This window comes from Halospeciosus flavus (genome assembly GCF_029814175.1).
In the GTDB taxonomy this organism is placed as follows: Archaea; Halobacteriota; Halobacteria; order Halobacteriales; family Halobacteriaceae; genus Halospeciosus; species Halospeciosus flavus.
Map to the genome: position 1 here is coordinate 1,757,268 of NZ_CP122312.1, position 18,103 is coordinate 1,775,370.

Here is an 18,103-nt window from a genome sequence, read left to right on the forward strand (position 1 = left end):
GGGTCCTCGACTCCGAGGAGCGGTAACCACTCACCTTCCACCGAGGTACCTCTTCCGCAGATTTTCGAACCGAACGTTCACGTAGGAGAGCGACGCCACTTCGCGGGGTGACGTAGAGAACGACCGTCGGGCGTCTCGCGGGAGTGCGCCACTGCGCTCGACGGGCGGTCGTGGCGCCTGTTCGCTACTCGTCGGCGTCGGTCGGTTCGTCGACGCCGATACCGAGTTGCTCCCGGAGTGACGCGATGTCGATCACGTCCGAGATTTCGTGTTTGACCTCCTCTCGAACCCGGATATCGTCGGCGTCGGCGTCGTACGCCCGGACGTACTGCGCGCGAGAGTGGGTGTCGAAGACGTGCTGGATGGCGAAGAAGCCCTCGGGGACCACCGTCCCACACACCCGACACTCGTGGCGCTCGTGTTCGTTCACCTGGTGAGCGACTAGTTCCTCGGCGCGTCCGAACGTCGACCCGCACGCAGCGACGGCGCACTCCCAACCGGACATGCGTGGACAGTACCGCGATTCCGCCAATAAGTGTGCCGCCTCACTCAGTTCTCGTGCGGTCTCACTCGACCACTGACGAGCGGAACTCGCGGCACTTCTGGTGAGCGAAGCTCGCCAACGTCACGCTCATTCTTCGCGTGACTTCTGGCGAACAGCGTTCGACAGCATCCCGCTCATTCTTCGCGGGATTGCCGATAGATGAGGTTGCGCTGAATCTCGTTGGCGCCCTCGTACACCACGGGAATCCGACAGTCGCGGTAGACGCGAGCGATACGCCGGTCCGAGAGGATGGAGCGCCCGCCGTGGAACTGCATCCCCTGCTGGGCGCAGTCGACCGCCGTCTCGGTGGACTTCGTCTTCGCCATCGCGGCCCAGAGTCCGGGGTTCTCGTAGTCGCGGACCTTCTTCGCGGCGCGGTAGTTGAGCGCCCGAGCGGCCTCGAACTCCAGGCGCATGTCCGCCAGTCCGTGCTGGACGGCCTGGAAGTCCGCGACCTGTCGGCCGAATCCCTCGCGCTCGTGGACGAAGTCCCACGCCTCTTCGAGCGCCGCGGCGGCGAGACCGAGACCGTGCCCGCCGACCACGACGCGGCCGTAGTTGAAGAACTCCGCGAGCATCATGAAGCCGCCGCCCTCCGAACCGACCAGGTTCTCGGCGGGGACGCGGCAGTCGTCGAGGACGACGTGCGCCTGCTTGGAGGCGCGCATCCCCATCTTCTCGGGGATGTGGTCGGCGTGGTAGCCGTCGGCATCCGTCGGGACCAGGAACAGCGAGTAGTCCATGTAGCGGTCGCCCGTGTCGGCGGTCTTCGCGTACACCGTCACCCAGTCGGCCTCGACGCCGTTGCCGATCCAGTACTTCTCGCCGTTCAGGACGTACTCGTCGCCGTCCCGTTCGGCCGTCGTCGTCATCGAGGTGAGGTCGCTGCCCGTCTCGGGTTCGGAGACCGCCAGCCCCGTGATGGCCTCGCCCTCGGCGAGCGGGCGGAGATACGCTTCCTTCTGTTCTTCGGTGCCGTAGGTCTCCAACATCTCGGCGCCGAAGCTCGCGAGCTGGAGCGTGAGCGCGATGCCCGCGTCCGCACGGTAGAACTCCTCGGCGATGGCGAGCATCTGGACGACGTCGAAGCCGCGACCGCCGTACTCCTCGGAGATGTCCTGGGCGACGAGGTTCGCCTCCTGCCCCGCTTCGAGCACCTCCCACGGGTACGCACCGGTCCGGAAGAACTCCTCGGCGTTCGGCGCGATGTGCTCGGCGGCGAACGTTCGCGCCTCTCGTTTCGCCTCGCGGGCGTACTCGGGGACGATATCCTCGGTAAGTAGTTCCATACCGGGATTGGGTGACCGTCGCACATAAACGCCACAGAACTCGCGACCCGTGGGACGGAGTTTCCCCGGCCCGAGCGGCAATCGCTAAAAGGCCGGGCCACCAAACGGGAGACGTGACTGGCTGCCGGGTCGACTTCCACGTGAAAGTGCTCGACGAACAGGTCGTCAAGCGGGCGAAAGCGCGCGGACTCGACGCCCTCGTCTACGCGCCACACTTCACCCGCCTCCCCGACGTCCGCGAGCGTGCCGAGCGCTTCTCGGACGACGAACTGTCGGTGATCCCGGCCCGCGAGGTGTTCACCGGTGACTGGCAGGACCGCCGCCACGTCCTCGTCCTCGGTCTCGACGACCCCGTCCCCGACTTCATCACCTTCGAGGGGGCGATGGCCGAGTTCGAACGGCAGGGCGCGGCGGTCCTCGTCCCGCACCCGACGTTCCTCTCGGTGAGTTTCTCGGCGTCGGACGTCGAGCGCTACGTCGACCTGATCGACGCCGTCGAGACGTACAACCCCAAACACCTCCAACTCCACAACCGCCGGGCCCGCCGCCTGGCGAGGAACCACTCCATCCCGGAGTTCGGTTCGTCGTACGCCCACCTCAGAGGGACCGTCGGCGAGGTGTGGACCGCCTTCGACCACGACGTGACGACGGAGGAGGCGCTCGTCGAGGCGCTCAGGACCGGCGCTTCCCGCGCCGTCGACCACCGAACCGGCGTCGCCCACCAACTCCGCCGCCACGCGGAGATGGCACACCTCGGCTACGAGAACACCTACGAGAAAGTCGACCGACTGTTGCTCTCGGGGATGGAGCCGACCCACCCCCGACACATCGCCTACGAAGGGCGATTCGACGACGTGCGCGTCTACTGAGTTCTACCGGCCCATCGCCGCCGTCGCCGTCGCGTTGATCCGCCCGAGCGGGTCCTCGATGCCCGGTGGGAGGAGGTGCGGGACGTAGTAGATGGCGACGGCGACGAGGACGAGTTCGAGGACCGTCACGACGATGGTGACGAGCGTCGCGTACTGGCTACTCGTCGTGACGCCGACCGGGAGGCCGAACTCCCTGTCCCACAGCGGGTAGAACAGCGCGATCCCGCGCTTGCTCCCGACGACGTCGAGCACGTAGTGTGTGACGACGCCGATCCAGACGTACTGGAGGTTGTCGAAGAAGAACGGGTAGGCGAAGAAGACGCCGACGAAGAAGACGTTGTGCAGCGTCTTGCGGTGTTTCCCGAAGTCCGTGTCGATGTCCGGCGCGAGCGCACCGAGCGTCACCGGGACGAGGACCGCCGCGACGGTGCGGAGCGTCTGGAGGTCCCCGTTCGGGTGGAGGACGTAGCCGAGTCCGACGGCGAGCAGGAGTCCGTTGAGGACGTGGTCTTTCTTGTTCATGCTCGGTCCTCCACTTCCGCCTCCACGTCGCGGAGGGCTTGCCGGGCGATCTGCTCTTTGATCTCCAGGCGGTCGCCGTCGAACTCGTAGCGCTCGACGGTCGTGTAGGTCTCGCCGCTCCCCCACTCGCCGCGGTGGGCGACGCCGACGTAGACGGTCCCCACGGGCTTCTCCTCGGTTCCGCCGGTCGGACCGGCGATGCCCGTCGTCGAGACGGCCCACGTCGTCCCGGCGGCGTCACGGGTCGTCTGGGCCATCTGCCGGGCGACCGGTTCGGAGACGGCGCCGTGTTCGTCGAGCGCCTCGCGGGCGACGCCGGCGTCGAGTTTGGCGTCGTAGGTGTAGGTGACGTGCGTGCGGTCGAAGTAGTCACTCGACCCCGGCACGTCCGTCAGGAGACTCCCGACGAGACCGCCCGTGCAGGACTCCGTCGTGGCGAGGGTCTCCCCGCGCTCGCGGAGCAGGTCGCCGAGGCGTTCCTCGACCGGTGGGTCGTCGGCGAATTCGTACATACTCTGGTGGTCGAAGCGGTCGGCAAAAGAACCTGCGGGCCTCGTGTCCGCTCGCGGACGTGACTGGGACACGGATTCGACCTCGGCCTCGGTCGCGGACTCAGACGGTGTCGCGGTCGGTGTAGGTGTAGCGGCGGGCGATGCGGCCCTCGTCGTCGAACTCGTGGAAGTCGGCGAATCCGAAGGAGACCGTCTCGCCGCCCTGCACGCCGGAGAAGCGCCCGCGAACCGCGACGGTGTCGCCCTCCGCGACGACCGAGACGACCTCGTGTTCGCCGTCTTCGAGGGGACGGCCCGCCTCGTAGAACTCGCGGAACTCGGCCTTACCCTCGATGGCCTCCTGGCCGGGACGCTCGTAGACGACGTCCTCGGAGAAGAGCGCGTAGAGGTCCTCGTAGGCCTCGTCGTCGACGTAGTCGTAGTAGTCGCGCACCGCGTTGGGGTCTGCGTTGCCGTCGCTCACGTCGGGAGGAACGGGAGACGGCTACCAAAGGCTGTCGAGTCGCAGTTCACTGGAGGTCCCGTCGGGCGAGTTCGACGTTCTTCACGTTCGCCTTCCACACGACGTCGAAGAGGTCGCCGAGGAGTGGGACCGACCCGAGTACCGCGTCGACGAGGACGTTACACGCCATCCGACAGAGCGTCAGTTTCCCGACCCCGAGGCGGGCCGCCTCGACGACGAGGTACAGGGAGAACAGTGCCGTCAGCCAGTCGCCGGCCACGGGGAGGAAGCCCACGATGCCGTCGATGCCCACCCGGTAGCCGACGACGGGGAGTTCGACCGCCTCGTCGAGGAGGTGTGCGATGCCGTCCATCCGGTCAAGTCGTCGCTCGACGTCCGTCACGGACGGAGTGAGGGACCGTCGCACCAAAGGTGTAGTGGCGCGGTGACGCAGTGGCGACCGTCCGAAGCGAAAGAGCCACGTCGCGGCCACCGTACGCCTCTCCCATGGAGTACCAGGAGCCGTTGTTCTTCCAACTGATGCAGTACGCCTCCCGCTCCGACCACCCCGACGTCATCGACATGGTGAGCGGGAACCCCGACTGGGGGTCGCCCGACGGCATCGGCGAGGGCCTCCACGAGTACGCCGACTTCGGCGGCGAGCGCTTCCAGTACCCGCCGAGTGAGGGGTTGCGCGACCTCCGCGAGGAGGTCGCCGAGCGCCGGAACGTGCCGGTCGAGCAGGTGATAATCACCAACGGCGGCGGGATGGCCAACACCCTCGGGATGGGGCGGGCGCTCGAACGCGGTTCGGGCGACGAGGTCGTCATGACGGACCCCGTCTACCCCTACTACCCGGGCAAGACGACCATGCTCGGCGGCGAACAGCGCTTCGTCCCGGTCGGCGCGGACGGGAGTCTGGACCCCGACGACGTCCGCGACGTCGCCAGCGAAGACACCGCCTGCATCGTCGTCAACACGCCGAACAACCCCACCGGGAAGGTGTACTCGGAGGAGACGCTGGGCGAACTCGTCGCCATCGCCGAGGAGTACGACGCCATCCTCGTCTCCGACGAGGTGTACGACCACTTCGACTTCACCGGGGAGTTCACCTCCGCGCTAGAGTTCGACTCCGAACACCGCATCGTCACCAACTCCTTCTCGAAGACGTTCGCGATCACGGGCTTCCGGGTGGGGTACGCCGTCGTCCCCGACCCCCACGTCGACGCCGTCCGTGCGCGGAATATGCTCACGAACGTCGCCACCACCCGCCCCGGGCAGTACGCCGTCCTCCACGCCCTGCAGACGACCGACCCGGCCTACTACGAGGCCAACCGCGAGGAACTCCGCGAGCGCGTCGACACGTTCACGGACGCTCTCGACGCCGCCGACGCGGAGTACACCCGACCCGAGGGCGCCTTCTACGTGATGGCGAAGTTCCCCGACTTCCCCGGCACCCTGGAGAACGTCTACGACCTCGTCGACGAGGCGGGCGTGGCGGGGATGCCTGGCAACGGCTTCGGCGACTCGGCCGACGAGTGGGTCCGATTCGCCCTCGTCACGCCGCGCGTCGAGGAGGCGGCCGACCGCCTCGCCGACTACTTCGCGTAACGCGGAAGCGACGGATACACCCGTCCCGGATTCCGACCACGAGATATGGACGAAATCGAGGTGGAGGCGGTCGACTCCCTCGGCGAGGACGTCGGTGTCTCGGCGGGGACCGCCGACTACGTGCTCTACGGCGGGAAGGGCGGCGTCGGGAAGACGACGATGGCGGCGGCCACCGGTCTCGCCAGCGCGAACGCCGGGACGCCGACGCTCGTCGTCTCCACCGACCCCGCACACTCCCTCTCGGACACCTACGAGACCGACGTCCCGAGTTCCCCGGGGCGAATCCGCGACGACGTCCCCCTCTACGCGGTCGAAATCGACCCCGACGAGGCGATGCAACAGGCCCAACTCTTCGACGAGGAGGGCGGACTCTCCGGTCCCCTCGGTGGGATGGGCGACCTCGGCGGTCTGTTCGGCGGCGGTGGCGGGGGCGCGGGCGGTGCCGGCGGAATGGGCGGCGACGGGGGAGTGGGCGGCCCCGGCGAGACGGGCGGCGGCGCGGGTCCGATGATGCCCGGCGCCGACGAGGCGGCGGCGATGCAACTCCTCTTGGAGTACCTCGACGACGACCGCTTCGAGCGCGTCGTGGTCGACACCGCGCCGACCGGCCACACCCTCCGACTGCTCGAACTCCCCGAACTCCTCGACTCGATGGTCGGTCAGATGGTGCAGTTCCGCCAGCAGATGAGCGGGATGATGGACCAGGTGAAGGGGATGTTCGGCGGCGGCGAAGAGGAACCCCAGCAGGGCTTCGGCGACCTCGACGAACTGAAAGCGCGCATCGAACGCCTCCGGTCGGTCCTGCGGGACCCCGCGCGAACGGACTTCCGTATCGTGCTCGTCCCCGAGGAGATGAGCGTCTTCGAGTCGAAGCGCCTCCGCGCCCAACTCGACGACTACGGGATTCCCGTCGGGACGGTCGTGGTCAACCGCGTGATGGAACCCCTCGCCGACGTGACGGAGGTACCCACCGGCGCGGAGTTCGTCTCGCCGAACCTCGACTCCTGTGAGTTCTGCCAGCGACGCTGGGAGGTCCAGCAAGACGCGCTCACCGAGGCCCAGGACCTCTTCCGCGGCCACGACGTGAAACGCGTCCCCCTCTTCGCCGACGAGGTGCGCGGCGAGCGGATGCTCCGCGTGGTCGCGGCCTGTCTGGAGTGACTATTACCTAACACGTTTCGGTACCGCCCCCTCCATCGATCCTTCAGTAACGTTCCTGATTCCGCACCTTTTTTGTGTATCGTTGATACGGCTGAGATACATGCTCTCTGGCATACCGCTCGTCTTGTTGTTGGCCGCCGCGGTGGCGTTCATCGTCGTCGCGACGGCGAAGTTCGACCTCCACGCGTTCTTGACGCTGCTCGTCGCCGCCTACGGGACCGCCCTGATCGCGGGGCTGAACCCGACGAAGGCGGCGTCGCTCGTCACGGACGGCTTCGGGTCGACACTCGGCTACATCGGCATCGTCATCCTCGCGGGGACCATCATCGGCACCGTCCTGGAGAAGTCCGGCGCGGCCATCGTCATCGCCGAGACCATCCTCGGGTGGGTCGGCGAGGAGTACACCACCGAGGTGATGGCCGTCACCGGCGGCGTCGTCAGCATCCCGGTCTTCTGTGACTCCGGGTTCGTCATCCTCTCCGGGCTGAACCGCTCGCTCGCCGAGCGGTCCTCGCTCTCGCTGTCGACGCTCGCCGTCGCGCTCGCGGGCGGTCTCTACGTCACGCACGTCTTCGTCCCGCCGACGCCCGGCCCCATCGCCGCGGCCGCCATCCTCGGCGCCGACGTCGGCCTCGTGATGCTCGTCGGCATCCTCGTCAGCGCCCCGATCATCGCGCTGGCCTCGGTGTGGGCCGAGCGCGTCGCCTCGCGCTTCCACATCGACCCGTCGCCGGACATGACCGTCGGCGAGATCAAAGAGGAGTACGGCACACTCCCCTCGCCGGCCGCCTCCTTCGCGCCGCTCGTCGTCCCCATCGTCCTCATCGCCGTCGGGAGCGTCGCGGCGTTCCCCAGCGCGGAGAACCCCGCCTTCGTCCACGGCGCGCTCCAGAACTGGCTACTCTTCGTCGGTGACCCCGCCGTCGCGCTGTTGATCGGTGCGTTCGTCGGCTTCGCCATCGTCCCGACGTACACCGACGAGGTCACCAGCGAGTGGGTCACCGAGGGGCTGACCAACGCCGCGGTCATCCTCGCCGTCACCGGCGCCGGCGGTGCGTTCGGCAACGTCCTCGGTGCACTGCCGCTCAAGGAGTTCGTGAGTTCGACGTTCGGCGGACTCGGCATCGGCCTGCTCGCCGCGTTCGTCATCGCCGCCGCGCTGAAGACGACCCTCGGTTCCTCGACGGTCGCCATCCTCACGACGTCAAGTCTGATCGCCCCCCTGCTCGGTCCGCTCGGTCTCGCCTCGCAGTGGGGGTCCGTGTTCGCCGTCCTCGCCATCGGCGCGGGCGCGATGACCGTCAGCCACGCCAACGACTCCTACTTCTGGATCATCACCGAGTTCTCCGACATGGAGGCCGCGACGGCCTACCAGGCCTGGACCGCCGCGACGGCCGTCCTCGGCGTCGCCAGCATCGTCTGGATCCTGGTCCTGCACAGCGTCGTGCCGACCGTCCTCTGAGACGGTCGCACTCTCCCGACGAAACAGTTGAACGATTGTACAACCGTTCAACTGACGGTCGACTACTGCTCGGGCACCAGGAAGATACGCAGGTCGTTGACGTTCGTCCCCGTCGCGCCCGTCTCGACGAGTGCGCCCTCGTCGGCGAGGAACGGGTAGACGTCGTTCTCCTTCAACGCGTTTCGTGCGGCGCGGCGGTCGTCGAACGGCCCGTCCACGAGCGCGCCCGCGGCGTCCGTCGCGCCGTCGATGCCGTCCGTGTCGACGGACGCGAGCACGCCCAACTCCTCGGAAAGTTCGAGACCGGCCGAGACGGCGAACTCCTGGTTCGGCCCGCCTTCCCCGCCCTCGCCGCGGACGGTGACGGTGGTCTCGCCGCCCGCGACGACCGCGACCGGCGGGTAGGTCGGCAACCCGGTGCCGGCACACTCCTCGGCGACGGCGACGTGGGTCTTCGCGGCCTCGCGGGCCTCACCTCGCACCCTGGACGAGAGGATCAGGGGGTCGTAGCCCGCCTCGGCGGCGACGTCCGCGGCCGCTTCGAGCGCGGTCAGCCCGTCCGCGAGGACGTGCGTTGAGACGCGTTCGAAAATCGGGTCGTCCTCTCCCGGCGTCTCGTCGAGCGGAGCGACACGAGGCTCGGGAGCGCTTCGCTCTCCCGGCGTTTCGTCGTGCTCGCCTCGGGCGCCGAGTTCGAGGCGTTCGCGGACCGCCTCGGGCACCTCGACGTCGTAGTCGTCGAGCACGTCAAGGGCGTCGCGGAACGTCGAGGTGTCGGGGACGGTCGGCCCGCTGGCGATGACGTCGAGGTCGTTGCCGACGACGTCGCTGAAGACGAGCGTGGCGACGCGGGCGGGCGCGAGCGTCCGGGCGAGTTGGCCGCCCTTCACTGCCGAGAGGTGCTTGCGGACGGCGTTCACCTCGTGGATGGTCGCGCCGCTGGCGAGCAGGGCGTCGGTGGTCTCCTGCAGGTCGGCGAGCGAGATGCCCGGCGCGGGCGCGGCCATCAGCGCGCTCCCACCGCCCGTGACGACCGCGAGGACGAGCGTCTCGTCGTCGGTCCGGCGGGCGGCGTCGAGCAGGCGCTCGGTAGAGTCGACACCGCGCTCGCTCGGGACGGGGTGGTCGCCGGGGAGGACTTCGACGACGTCGGTCTCGACCGGGTCGTCCGTGACGACGACGCCGTCGGCGAGGCGGTCGCCGAGGACGGCTTCGAGCGCCGCGGCGACGTGGGCCGCCGCGTTGCCCCCGCCGAGGACGACGACCTCGTCGTAGTCACCGAGGTCGAAGGTCTCGCCGGCGACGTCGAGGGTGTCGCCGTCGAGGGTGACGTGTTCGCGGACGACGACGTCGGGACGCGCGGCCGAGATGCCGGCCTCGACGCAGTCGAGTGCCAGTTCGTGGACCGGTGAGTCGACGAGTTCGTCGCGGTTCTGAATCATCGTCGTCACACCAGGCGGAGCGCGAGGCTCACGATCTTGTCGCGGATGCGGTCCGGCACGAAGCGCGCGAGCACGCCCGCCTTCCCGACGGTCCCCACCGGGTAGCGCGGGTCGGGGTTCGGACTCACGGCGGCTTCGAGGACGACTTCGGCGACGTCCTCGGGTCTCGACGCGCCCGCGTCACCGGTCGAGTGGTAGTCGCGGAAGAGTTCGTAGACGTTCGCGTAGGCACTCGTCTCGTCGATCTCCTCCTGCTCCTCGCGGACTCGCTTCGAGAACTTCGTCTCGACGGGGCCGGGTTCGACGAGCGCGACGTCGATGCCGTGCTGGTCGACCTCGTTGCGGAGCGCGTCGCTCATCGCTTCGAGGGCGAACTTCGAGGCGGAGTAGGTGCCCATCCCGGGGAAGGAGACGCGGCCGGCGACGCTGGAGAGGTTGACGATGGTCCCCTCCTCCTGCTCGCGCATGTGCGGGAGGGCGGCGCGAATCAGGCGGTGTGGCCCGTAGACGTTCACGTCGAACTGGCGATTCAGTTTGCGCGTGGGGACGTCCTCGACGGTGCCGAACTGGCCGTAGCCGGCGTTGTTGACGAGGCAGTCGAGTCGGCCCTCCTCGTCGACGAGGTCGTCGACGACGGTCCGACAGCGCGCGGGTTTGGTCACGTCGAGCGACTCGGTGACGGCGCCCGCGTCGGCGAGGTCTTCGACGTCGTCGGTGTCGCGCGCGGTGGCGTAGACGGTCCACTCCTCGTCGAGGAACGCGTGGGCGGTCGCCCGGCCGATGCCGGAGGAACAACCGGTGATGAGTACCGTTCGGTCGGTCATACCCGACCGGTCGCACGGGTGGGAGTTAAGGGTAGGCGAAAGGGAAGAGAGCGGAGTCGGCGGACCGGCGTCAGGTCGGGACCTCGGTGACGAGGTCCTCCGCGTCCGAGCGCGAGACCTCGCGGTCGTGCTGGCGCTCGGCGTGGTCCATGTAGTGGTGGACGAGTTCGTCGACGTTGTCCGTCTGTACCACGAAGTCGCAGTCGTGCCCTGCGTCGGCGCAGGCGACGGTTTTGACCATCGGTGTACGACCTCCGTCCGAGACTGCGAAGGGATGGCCGGTAAAGGTAGTGGCGGGGGAGGGGGCGTGGCGGAGGGTGGACGCGAGCGCTACTTCAGCCGACCCACGTCGCGGTCGGCCAGTCGCGTCGGTTCCGGAAGCTTGTAGCCCGCACAGAGCGCCTCGACGAAGTCGACGGCCGTCTCCTCGTCCACACGGTGGCCCGGACTCACGATCAAGGGGTTGACGTGTCGCTTCTCGGGGTTCGGGTACTGCCGGGACTGGAAGGCGTAGCCGATGACGTCGCCGGTGGGCGCCTCCACCTCGTCGTCGGCCTCGATGGCGACGCGCTCGCCCGCCTCGAAGTACTGGTCGAGCGACTCGCGGGGTTCGCCACAGAGGAGGCTCTTCGCGACGCCGATGGCCGGTGTGTCGAAGACGACGCCGACGTGGGTGGCGATGCCCGCCTGCCGGAAGTGGATGCGCCCGCTCCCGTCGAGGACGAGCAGGTCACCGGGAACCGAGAGGTTCTGTAGCGCGTCGACGATGGCGCCGCCCTCGCGGAACGCGAGGAGCCCGGGGATGTAGGGTATTTCGAGGGGTCGACGGCCCACCGCGCGCTCGACGACAGCACCGTCCTGAATCGCGACGGCCGCGCTCACGGCCTCCTCGTCGTCGACGAACGCCTGGTCGATACCGACGACGACGGGCGGCCCCTCCGGGTCGTACGCCTCGGCGGGGCCGGCCGAGAGCGTCTGCTGGCCCGCCTCGGGAGTGCGGTCCTCGGGCGGGTCGTCGAGAGCGACGTCGGCGGGGGCGAAATCGACGTCGTCGGCGAAGACGGCGTCCGCGACGAGGTCGCGCTGGAGTTCCGCCATCTCCTCGTGGGTGCGGTCGGGGTCGGGGACGTACTCCGAGTGGACGACCTCCACGGCTCAGAACCCTCCGCGGCCGGGACCGTCGCCACCGCCGCCGAACTGGAGTTGCTGGGGCGCGCGCTCGCCCTGCTCTTTCAGGTAGAGACCGTAGAGCAGGCCGATAGCCAACCCGGAGAGGTGGGCGAAGTGGGCGACGCCACCGCCACCGGTGCCGAGGTTCGTCGTCGCAACGAACACCGTGTAGGCCGCGAAGCCGAGCGTAAGTAGCCACAGGGGCATCGGGATGACGAAGTAGAGGTACACCCGAAGCCCGGGGTTCAGCACGGTCAGGACGCCCATGATGGCCATGATGGCGCCGCTCGCGCCGAGGACGGCGGTCAGCCCGGGCATGCCGAGCAGGAGGGAGACGCCGACCTGAGCGAGACCGGCGGCCGCGCCGGCGACGAGGAAGAGGAGGGCGAACGTCGACGAACCGACCCGACGCTCGACGACGGGACCGAAGAAGTACAGCGCGATGCTGTTGAAGACGATGTGTGTGAACCCGCCGTGGGCGAAGATGGAGACGAGCCACGTCCAGACGTACAGCGGGTTCGCGGAGTTGACCGTGAAGAGGTTCGCCCACGCCATCGTGTTGACCGGGATACCCAGGAGTGGCGCGAGTCCGTACTGCGCGAGGAACGTCACCCACATCAACCCGAGGAAGAGGTAGGTCACGTTCCCCCGGAAGTACGAGAGGACGCCGCCGGGGCCGGTGTCGACACTCATCCGTCGCTGACCGGTAGTCGTGCGCCCCGAACTCGACGCCTCGGCCTGCTCGCCCTGGAAGACGCCGCTGGGGTCGTTCCACTCTTCGAGTCCCGGGCAGGCGTGGTTCTCGGGAAGACGGTGCTCGCTGCAGAAGGTGCCGCCACAGAGTCGACACTGGTACGGCATCCCCACCTCCGTCCCGCACCTGTCGCAGGTCGCCATTACTTCGGGGTTAGGGACCGCTCGGGATAGGGTTTTGGAAAGGGGGACCGACGACCCGCGGCGTCGCCCGTCAGGACCCCGCAGAACCCCCGGCCCCGCAAAGTAAAGGGCGCGCCGTCCCCAACTCGAACTATGCAGCGTTACGAACGGAAACAACTCCTCGAGCGGGCCGAGCGCGAGAGCGCGACCATCGGTGCCTCCATCCCCGACGAGATCGAGGTGCAGAACCGGGAGTTCCCGCTCCGGGAGTTCGTCTTCAAGGTGAAGCGCCTCGACAGCGTGCCCGCGGAGAAACAGGAGGAGGTCGCGGAGGCGAAGAAACTCCTCCGCCGCGAGCGCAACGACCGGAAGGAGCGCCTCGAAGCGGCGTCCATCACGAAGGCGGAAGGCGAGGAGATCGTCGAGGCCATCGTCGGTATCGACCGGGCGCTGAACGCCCTCGAGTCGCTCGGCCCGACGAACATCGAACAGGAGGCCAGGGCCAAGGAGGCCGCCGACACGAAACGCTGGTACAGTTTCGTCGGCGACGTCCTCGGCTGGGACGACGGGAAGAACCGACACACACGATGAGCCGGAACGCCGAAGTCGCCGAGCGACTCGAAGAGATCGCCGACCTCTACGAGGCGAAGGACGTCGGCTACAAGCCGAACATGTACCGGCGGGCGGCCTCGAACGTCCGGGACTACCCCGAGGCCATCGAGGACCTCGCCGAGGAGGGCCTCGACGCCGTCACCGAGATCGACCAGGTGGGCGACTCCATCGGCGAGAAGATCGTCGAGTACATCGAGACCGGGTCCATCGAGCGCCTCGAAGAACTGCGCGACGAGTTCCCCGTCCGGATGCAGGAACTCACGAGCGTCGAGGGCGTCGGCCCGAAGACCGCCGGCGAACTCTACCAGAAACTCGGCATCCAGAACCTCGACGACCTAGAGGAGGCCGCCCGGAACCAGGAGATTCGCGAACTGGAGGGGTTCGGCGCGAAGACCGAGGAGAACATCCTCGACCACATCGAGTTCGCCCGCCAGGCCCAGGAGCGCGACCTGCTCGGCGACGGACGACCGCTCGCCGACGACGTGAAGGCGTTCCTCACCGACGTCGAGGACGTCGAGCGCGTCGAAATCGCGGGGTCGACCCGGCGCTGGCGACCCACCATCGGCGACATCGACGTCCTCGTCGCGAGCGACGCCGGCGAGTCGGTCGGTGAGGCGCTCACCGAGTGGGACCGCGTCGAGGAGACCATCGAAATCGGCCCGACGAAGACGAGCGTCCGGGCGAGCGGTATCCGCGTCGACCTCCGGGTCGTCGTCGACGAGGAGTTCGGTTCCGCCCTCCAGTACTTCACGGGGAGCGCGGACCACAACATCACCCTCCGCAACTACGCCCTCCGGAAGGACCTGAAGGTCAACGAGTACGGCGTCTTCGACGTGAGCGACGTCGAGGACCCCGAATCCGGACAGCGCGTCGGCGAACGACTCGCCAGCGAGACGGAAGAGGCCGTCTACGACGCACTCGACCTCCCGTGGATCCCGCCCGAGATTCGCGAGGACCGTGGCGAGGTCGAGGCCGCGCAAAACGACGCCCTCCCGGACCTCGTCACCCTCGACGACTACCGCGGCGACCTCCACACCCACACGGACTGGTCGGACGGCGACTACACCCTCGAAGAGATGCTCGACGCCGCCGAAGAGCGCGGCTACGACTACTACGCCGTCACCGACCACGGCGAGGGTCCGGGCGTCTTCGGCGACACCGGTCTCGCCGACGACGACGTCCTCGACCAACTCGACGCGGTCGAGGCGGAGGCGGCGGACCGCGACGTCGAGGTGTTCACCGGCATCGAGACGAACGTCGACGCCGACGGGAACGTCGTCGAGGTCAGCGACGACGTCCTCGCGGGGGTCGACATCGTCGTCGCCTCCCCCCACAGCGGTCTCGGCGAGGACGGCGGCGACCAGACCGACCGCCTCGTCGCGGCCATCGAACACGAACACGTCGACGTCCTCGGCCACCCGACGGGCCGCCTCATCAACGACCGCCCGGCGATGGAACTCGACCCCAGCGAACTCGGCGCGGCAGCGGCCGAACACGGCGTCGCCCTCGAAATCAACAGCAACCCCCACCGCCTCGACCTCTGGGGCGAACTCGTGAAGGTCGCCGTCGAGGAGGGCGCGACCGTCACGGTCAACACCGACGCCCACAGCCCCAGCGAGTTCGGCTACACCGAGTACGGCGTCCACACCGCCCGCCGCGGGTGGTGTGAACCCGACGACGTCCTCAACACGTGGGACGTCGACGAGGTCCGGGACTTCCTCGGGTAGCCGGAAGTGACCGACCCCTCTACCGTCTCCGAACCCACCCCGGACGACACCGCCCTCCTCTGCGACGTGATGCTCGGCAGTCTCGCCCGAATCCTCCGGATGTGTGGCTACGACACCGCCTACGCGCTCGACCGGGGTGTGGAAGCCGACGACCGTCTCCTGAGAATCGCCCGCGAGGAGGACCGCCTCGTGCTCACCCGCGACGTACAACTCGCCGAGCGGGCGGGCGAACGCGGCGTCCTCCTGCGCGCTCGAGACACCGACGACCAACTCCGCGAACTCGCGGAGCACGGACTCGCCCTCGCCCTCGACGAACCCGAGCGGTGTAGCAAGTGCAACGGGCGGGTCGAACGGGTCGGTGACGGCGAGTTCCCCGACTACGTGCCCGACGACGCCGACCCGGTGTGGCGGTGTCGCGACTGCGGGCAGTACTTCTGGAGGGGGAGCCACTGGGCGGACGTACGAGAACGACTCGAAGACGTGTGAGAATCAGTCGCCGTGGTTCGGCGTCCACTCGTCGCAGGCCTCGACGTCGTCCATGAGTTCGTCGTCGAGACCGCAGTAGGGCTGGATACCGTTCTCGGTGCGGACGTAGTCGAAGTGCGCGCAGTTGCCGCAGTACCGGTCGGGTCCTGCCTGTGCACCGCCCGATTCTCCCGAGTCGAGCGGTGAGGAGATGTCGTTCGCCGCGGTTCCGCCGTCGGAAGAGGCGCGTTGATTACTCCCGCGCTGGGCGACCGGTTCGTGGTGGCCGGGCGTGCCGGGTTGGTTGCTCTCGGCGTCCTGCTGGACGTCCGTGCCGAAGACGCCGACGCCGCCGGCACCGAACTCCGGCAGAGAGATGCTCCCGCCGTCGTCGAGTTCCTCGCGGGGGACCTCGACGGTGCGCGTCTCGCCGTTCTGCTCCATCGTCAGCGTCACCGTCCCGCCGGGGTCGTTGCGCCGCTTGAACGTCGCGATGGCGGTGAACAGACACCACATCACGGTCATCATCCCGAGGGAGTAGACGGCGACCAGGGTGAGGACCTCCGTCGAGGGGATGCCCTGCCGTGCGAACCAGTCGTAGGGGTACGCCGAGCGGAAGAGGGCGATACCCGCGACGGTGAGCAGTCCGCCGACCGCGGCGGCCCCGCGCTGGACGCGGTTGGCCGGGAGGACCGTGTAGATGCCCAGGAACGCCGCGGGGACGCCGAGACCCACCAGCGTCACGGCCTGTTCGCGCGCCCCGTAGACGGCGGTCATCGTGTACGACTCGGGGAGCGTGATTCCGGTCGTTCCCACGACGACGCCGGCGACCACCATCAGCGCCCCGGCCGCGAACAATCCCGTCCCGGCGTAGACGCGGCGGCGACTCACCTCGCCCGCTCGTCGGTCGTACGCGTCCGCCAGACTCGTCATGAGGCGTGTGTATGTGCTCCTCTCCTAAAACACTACGTCAGACGAAGGAAAGACGGAGCGACTCGGCGCGCGAGGGGGCCGACGACACCGGTGGCGGGCCCCGGAGTTCGCCGGGAGACGGCCGTACCCGCACCGAAACTACTAATCCGCCATCTCGCAAAGCCACGAGCATGTCCGACGAGAACGACGAGGCGGAAGAAGAACCGCCCGTCCAGCTCGGCGAGGGAGAGGCCGTCGAGGGCGCGCCACTGGCCCGCGTCGCCGAGCGCCTGACGTGGGGTATCCAGAAGAGCGAGATCGACCGCCGCGAGGGCGACACCGAGATCCGGACGCCCGACGGTCCCCGCGAACTCTCCGAACTCCTCGCCGAGGTCGAGGACACTTACTTCGAGAGTCGCCGTCACTTCGAGTCGACGATTCGGGAGGTGACCGGCGTCGGTCCCGTCCCGACGACCGGCGAACCGGTCGCCGCCGCGACGGCCGAGGGCGGAGAGGCCGCCGAGGAAGAGACCGAGGAGTAACGCCGCGTCACGCGCTCCCGTCGCGAGTCGACGACCCCTCGCGACCTCGACGTCGTCTCAGAGGCCGAAACCGACGCCGAGTAGTCCGCTCGCACCCTGTGGTGCGTACTTCGCGGCGACGTACATCAGCGTGAAGATGGTCGCGTTGTAACAGCCGTGGAGGAGGATCGGTGCCGCGAGGTTCCCGGTGCGTTCGTAGACGTACCCGAAGACGATACTCGGGACGAACAGGACGGCGATAGAGGCGAGTGCGGCCTGTAGCGACCCGGTGAGTGCGAGGATGTGTGCCGGCGCGAACGCCGCGCTCGCGAGCAGGATGGACGACCACTTCCCGAAGTGTTCTCTGAGCGTCCCCTGTACGATGCCGCGGAAGAGGAGTTCCTCGCCGGGACCGACCAGGAGGAACTGGAGGGGGATGAGGTAGGGAATTATCCAGGGCGCCTGCTGGGCCGTCTTGGCCGCCTGGTTCGACGCCGTCTCGACGCTGAAGTACTGCAGGGCGACCGTCGCCGCGACGAGGAGCCCGAAGGCGACGACGTAGCCTCCGACGACCCACGCGAGGTCGGAGATGGAGGGCCACGACACGCGCAGGAACGACCGGTTCAACCCGCGCCAGCGGAGGTAGAGGTACGCGACGAGCGGGAAGGCCGCCCCCTGGAGCGTGACGAGCGAGATGCCGAGCAGGGTCGTCCCGCTGGGTGGCCGGACGAACACCGCGTACGCCGTCGCCGCGACGTACGCGAAGACGATACCGACGACGAACGCGACGATGGCCGTCCCGTAGGTGGCGACGAGCGCCTGCCACCCGGAGGCGAATCCGGGGTCCCTCTCGCTCGTCTGCCCGTAGCCGAGTTTCATCGCTCACCCTCCTCGTCCGTCGACTCGTCCTCCAGTCGCTCGCGGAGGTCCGCCACCTCGCGTTCGAGTTCGGCGATGCGCGCCGCTTCTTCGTCGGTCCCGCCGGGCGAGCGCAGGACGAGGTAGCCGCCGCCGAGGAGGGCGACCGCGCCACCGCCGAAGAGCACCAACAAGATGAAGAGGATGATCACCACCTCCATGCCGCCGGGGAAACCGGCGAACGTCGGGAGAACACTCATAGACACCCGTTCTGTCTCGGGGAC

General features: G+C 68.3%; 22 protein-coding genes. 8 read left to right on the forward strand and 14 right to left on the reverse strand.

The window, feature by feature from the left end:
* Positions 1–184: 184 nt before the first annotated feature.
* Both P0Y33_RS09165 and P0Y33_RS09170 read right to left on the reverse strand, forming a co-directional pair.
* Positions 185–505: a DUF7565 family protein gene (locus tag P0Y33_RS09165; RefSeq protein ID WP_279527109.1), complete on the reverse strand. Its 321-nt coding sequence runs from the start codon at positions 503–505 to the stop codon at positions 185–187.
* Positions 506–678: 173 nt separating this feature from the next.
* On the reverse strand, positions 679–1,833 hold the full coding sequence (locus tag P0Y33_RS09170; RefSeq protein ID WP_279527110.1) for an acyl-CoA dehydrogenase family protein: 1,155 nt from the start codon (positions 1,831–1,833) through the stop codon (positions 679–681).
* A gap of 113 nt (positions 1,834–1,946) precedes the next feature.
* Between P0Y33_RS09170 and P0Y33_RS09175 the strand changes: the two genes are divergently transcribed.
* The gene (locus tag P0Y33_RS09175; protein ID WP_279527111.1) at positions 1,947–2,702 is read left to right on the forward strand and encodes a PHP-associated domain-containing protein; all 756 of its coding nucleotides are present in this window, start codon (positions 1,947–1,949) and stop codon (positions 2,700–2,702) included.
* Positions 2,703–2,705: 3 nt separating this feature from the next.
* Here the strand turns inward: P0Y33_RS09175 and P0Y33_RS09180 are convergent, their stop codons facing one another.
* The 4 genes from P0Y33_RS09180 to P0Y33_RS09195 form a co-directional block, all read right to left on the reverse strand.
* Positions 2,706–3,224 (reverse strand): metal-dependent hydrolase, encoded by a 519-nt coding sequence (locus tag P0Y33_RS09180; protein WP_279527112.1) that lies wholly within the window; start codon positions 3,222–3,224, stop codon positions 2,706–2,708.
* Positions 3,221–3,736, reverse strand: coding sequence for a CinA family protein (locus P0Y33_RS09185; RefSeq protein ID WP_279527113.1), 516 nt, complete (start codon positions 3,734–3,736; stop codon positions 3,221–3,223). The genes P0Y33_RS09180 and P0Y33_RS09185 overlap by 4 nt, the downstream gene beginning before the upstream one ends.
* A gap of 100 nt (positions 3,737–3,836) precedes the next feature.
* Complete coding sequence (locus P0Y33_RS09190) at positions 3,837–4,199, reverse strand: nuclear transport factor 2 family protein (RefSeq protein WP_279527114.1); 363 nt, start codon at positions 4,197–4,199, stop codon at positions 3,837–3,839.
* Positions 4,200–4,245: 46 nt separating this feature from the next.
* On the reverse strand, positions 4,246–4,581 hold the full coding sequence (locus P0Y33_RS09195; protein ID WP_279527115.1) for a DUF4112 domain-containing protein: 336 nt from the start codon (positions 4,579–4,581) through the stop codon (positions 4,246–4,248).
* 104 nt (positions 4,582–4,685) lie between these two features.
* On the opposite strand from P0Y33_RS09195, the gene P0Y33_RS09200 reads away from it, so the two are divergent.
* The 3 genes from P0Y33_RS09200 to P0Y33_RS09210 all read left to right on the forward strand — a co-directional run bounded on the left by P0Y33_RS09200 (position 4,686) and on the right by P0Y33_RS09210 (position 8,412).
* Complete coding sequence (locus P0Y33_RS09200; protein ID WP_279527116.1) at positions 4,686–5,789, forward strand: pyridoxal phosphate-dependent aminotransferase; 1,104 nt, start codon at positions 4,686–4,688, stop codon at positions 5,787–5,789.
* Positions 5,790–5,834: 45 nt separating this feature from the next.
* Positions 5,835–6,950 (forward strand): ArsA family ATPase, encoded by a 1,116-nt coding sequence (locus P0Y33_RS09205; RefSeq protein WP_279527117.1) that lies wholly within the window; start codon positions 5,835–5,837, stop codon positions 6,948–6,950.
* A gap of 100 nt (positions 6,951–7,050) precedes the next feature.
* Positions 7,051–8,412, forward strand: a complete 1,362-nt coding sequence (locus P0Y33_RS09210; protein ID WP_279527118.1) for a GntP family permease — start codon at positions 7,051–7,053, stop codon at positions 8,410–8,412.
* A 62-nt stretch (positions 8,413–8,474) separates the two neighbouring features.
* On the opposite strand, the gene P0Y33_RS09215 is transcribed toward P0Y33_RS09210, so the two are convergent.
* The 5 genes from P0Y33_RS09215 to P0Y33_RS09235 form a co-directional block, all read right to left on the reverse strand.
* Positions 8,475–9,854, reverse strand: coding sequence for a glycerate kinase type-2 family protein (locus P0Y33_RS09215; protein WP_279527119.1), 1,380 nt, complete (start codon positions 9,852–9,854; stop codon positions 8,475–8,477).
* Between the two features lie 5 nt (positions 9,855–9,859).
* On the reverse strand, positions 9,860–10,678 hold the full coding sequence (locus tag P0Y33_RS09220) for an SDR family oxidoreductase (protein ID WP_279527120.1): 819 nt from the start codon (positions 10,676–10,678) through the stop codon (positions 9,860–9,862).
* Between the two features lie 70 nt (positions 10,679–10,748).
* Complete coding sequence (locus P0Y33_RS09225) at positions 10,749–10,919, reverse strand: DUF1059 domain-containing protein (RefSeq protein WP_279527121.1); 171 nt, start codon at positions 10,917–10,919, stop codon at positions 10,749–10,751.
* A gap of 89 nt (positions 10,920–11,008) precedes the next feature.
* Positions 11,009–11,830, reverse strand: coding sequence for an endonuclease V (locus P0Y33_RS09230; RefSeq protein WP_321170492.1), 822 nt, complete (start codon positions 11,828–11,830; stop codon positions 11,009–11,011).
* A 3-nt stretch (positions 11,831–11,833) separates the two neighbouring features.
* Positions 11,834–12,745: a rhomboid family intramembrane serine protease gene (locus tag P0Y33_RS09235; protein ID WP_279527122.1), complete on the reverse strand. Its 912-nt coding sequence runs from the start codon at positions 12,743–12,745 to the stop codon at positions 11,834–11,836.
* Positions 12,746–12,877: 132 nt separating this feature from the next.
* Here P0Y33_RS09235 and P0Y33_RS09240 point away from each other — a divergent pair, with 132 nt between their 5' ends.
* From P0Y33_RS09240 to P0Y33_RS09250, 3 genes are read left to right on the forward strand one after another with little or no spacing between them, the layout of a single operon-like run.
* Positions 12,878–13,315, forward strand: a complete 438-nt coding sequence (locus tag P0Y33_RS09240; RefSeq protein WP_279527123.1) for a DUF5788 family protein — start codon at positions 12,878–12,880, stop codon at positions 13,313–13,315.
* Positions 13,312–15,063 carry a DNA polymerase/3'-5' exonuclease PolX gene (polX, locus tag P0Y33_RS09245; protein ID WP_279527124.1) on the forward strand — a complete coding sequence of 584 codons (1,752 nt, stop codon included), beginning with the start codon at positions 13,312–13,314 and terminating at the stop codon, positions 15,061–15,063. The genes P0Y33_RS09240 and polX overlap by 4 nt, the downstream gene beginning before the upstream one ends.
* Before the next feature lie 6 nt (positions 15,064–15,069).
* Positions 15,070–15,549 (forward strand): Mut7-C RNAse domain-containing protein, encoded by a 480-nt coding sequence (locus tag P0Y33_RS09250; RefSeq protein ID WP_279527125.1) that lies wholly within the window; start codon positions 15,070–15,072, stop codon positions 15,547–15,549.
* A gap of 3 nt (positions 15,550–15,552) precedes the next feature.
* Here P0Y33_RS09250 and P0Y33_RS09255 read toward each other — a convergent pair whose 3' ends face one another.
* A complete protein-coding gene (locus P0Y33_RS09255) occupies positions 15,553–16,461 on the reverse strand; it encodes a DUF7139 domain-containing protein (protein ID WP_279527126.1) in 909 nt (302 codons plus the stop codon).
* Between the two features lie 170 nt (positions 16,462–16,631).
* On the opposite strand from P0Y33_RS09255, the gene P0Y33_RS09260 reads away from it, so the two are divergent.
* The gene (locus tag P0Y33_RS09260; protein WP_328518002.1) at positions 16,632–16,982 is read left to right on the forward strand and encodes a DUF5789 family protein; all 351 of its coding nucleotides are present in this window, start codon (positions 16,632–16,634) and stop codon (positions 16,980–16,982) included.
* Between the two features lie 57 nt (positions 16,983–17,039).
* Here the strand turns inward: P0Y33_RS09260 and P0Y33_RS09265 are convergent, their stop codons facing one another.
* Positions 17,040–17,840, reverse strand: a complete 801-nt coding sequence (locus tag P0Y33_RS09265; RefSeq protein WP_279527127.1) for a CPBP family intramembrane glutamic endopeptidase — start codon at positions 17,838–17,840, stop codon at positions 17,040–17,042.
* Positions 17,837–18,079, reverse strand: a complete 243-nt coding sequence (locus P0Y33_RS09270; RefSeq protein WP_279527128.1) for a preprotein translocase subunit TatA — start codon at positions 18,077–18,079, stop codon at positions 17,837–17,839. The genes P0Y33_RS09265 and P0Y33_RS09270 overlap by 4 nt, the downstream gene beginning before the upstream one ends.
* Positions 18,080–18,103 lie beyond the last annotated feature (24 nt).

What these genes read in the sequence shown, in the direction of transcription:
- P0Y33_RS09165 (WP_279527109.1), bottom strand. Translation starts at nt 505, where the DNA reads ATGTCCGGTTGGGAGTGCGCCGTCGCTGCGTGCGGGTCGACGTTCGGA.
- P0Y33_RS09170 (WP_279527110.1), bottom strand. Translation starts at nt 1,833, where the DNA reads ATGGAACTACTTACCGAGGATATCGTCCCCGAGTACGCCCGCGAGGCG.
- P0Y33_RS09180 (WP_279527112.1), bottom strand. Translation starts at nt 3,224, where the DNA reads ATGAACAAGAAAGACCACGTCCTCAACGGACTCCTGCTCGCCGTCGGA.
- P0Y33_RS09185 (WP_279527113.1), bottom strand. Translation starts at nt 3,736, where the DNA reads ATGTACGAATTCGCCGACGACCCACCGGTCGAGGAACGCCTCGGCGAC.
- P0Y33_RS09200 (WP_279527116.1), top strand. Translation starts at nt 4,686, where the DNA reads ATGGAGTACCAGGAGCCGTTGTTCTTCCAACTGATGCAGTACGCCTCC.
- P0Y33_RS09205 (WP_279527117.1), top strand. Translation starts at nt 5,835, where the DNA reads ATGGACGAAATCGAGGTGGAGGCGGTCGACTCCCTCGGCGAGGACGTC.
- P0Y33_RS09210 (WP_279527118.1), top strand. Translation starts at nt 7,051, where the DNA reads ATGCTCTCTGGCATACCGCTCGTCTTGTTGTTGGCCGCCGCGGTGGCG.
- P0Y33_RS09215 (WP_279527119.1), bottom strand. Translation starts at nt 9,854, where the DNA reads ATGATTCAGAACCGCGACGAACTCGTCGACTCACCGGTCCACGAACTG.
- P0Y33_RS09220 (WP_279527120.1), bottom strand. Translation starts at nt 10,678, where the DNA reads ATGACCGACCGAACGGTACTCATCACCGGTTGTTCCTCCGGCATCGGC.
- P0Y33_RS09225 (WP_279527121.1), bottom strand. Translation starts at nt 10,919, where the DNA reads ATGGTCAAAACCGTCGCCTGCGCCGACGCAGGGCACGACTGCGACTTC.
- P0Y33_RS09235 (WP_279527122.1), bottom strand. Translation starts at nt 12,745, where the DNA reads ATGGCGACCTGCGACAGGTGCGGGACGGAGGTGGGGATGCCGTACCAG.
- P0Y33_RS09240 (WP_279527123.1), top strand. Translation starts at nt 12,878, where the DNA reads ATGCAGCGTTACGAACGGAAACAACTCCTCGAGCGGGCCGAGCGCGAG.
- polX (WP_279527124.1), top strand. Translation starts at nt 13,312, where the DNA reads ATGAGCCGGAACGCCGAAGTCGCCGAGCGACTCGAAGAGATCGCCGAC.
- P0Y33_RS09255 (WP_279527126.1), bottom strand. Translation starts at nt 16,461, where the DNA reads ATGACGAGTCTGGCGGACGCGTACGACCGACGAGCGGGCGAGGTGAGT.
- P0Y33_RS09260 (WP_328518002.1), top strand. Translation starts at nt 16,632, where the DNA reads ATGTCCGACGAGAACGACGAGGCGGAAGAAGAACCGCCCGTCCAGCTC.
- P0Y33_RS09265 (WP_279527127.1), bottom strand. Translation starts at nt 17,840, where the DNA reads ATGAAACTCGGCTACGGGCAGACGAGCGAGAGGGACCCCGGATTCGCC.
- P0Y33_RS09270 (WP_279527128.1), bottom strand. Translation starts at nt 18,079, where the DNA reads ATGAGTGTTCTCCCGACGTTCGCCGGTTTCCCCGGCGGCATGGAGGTG.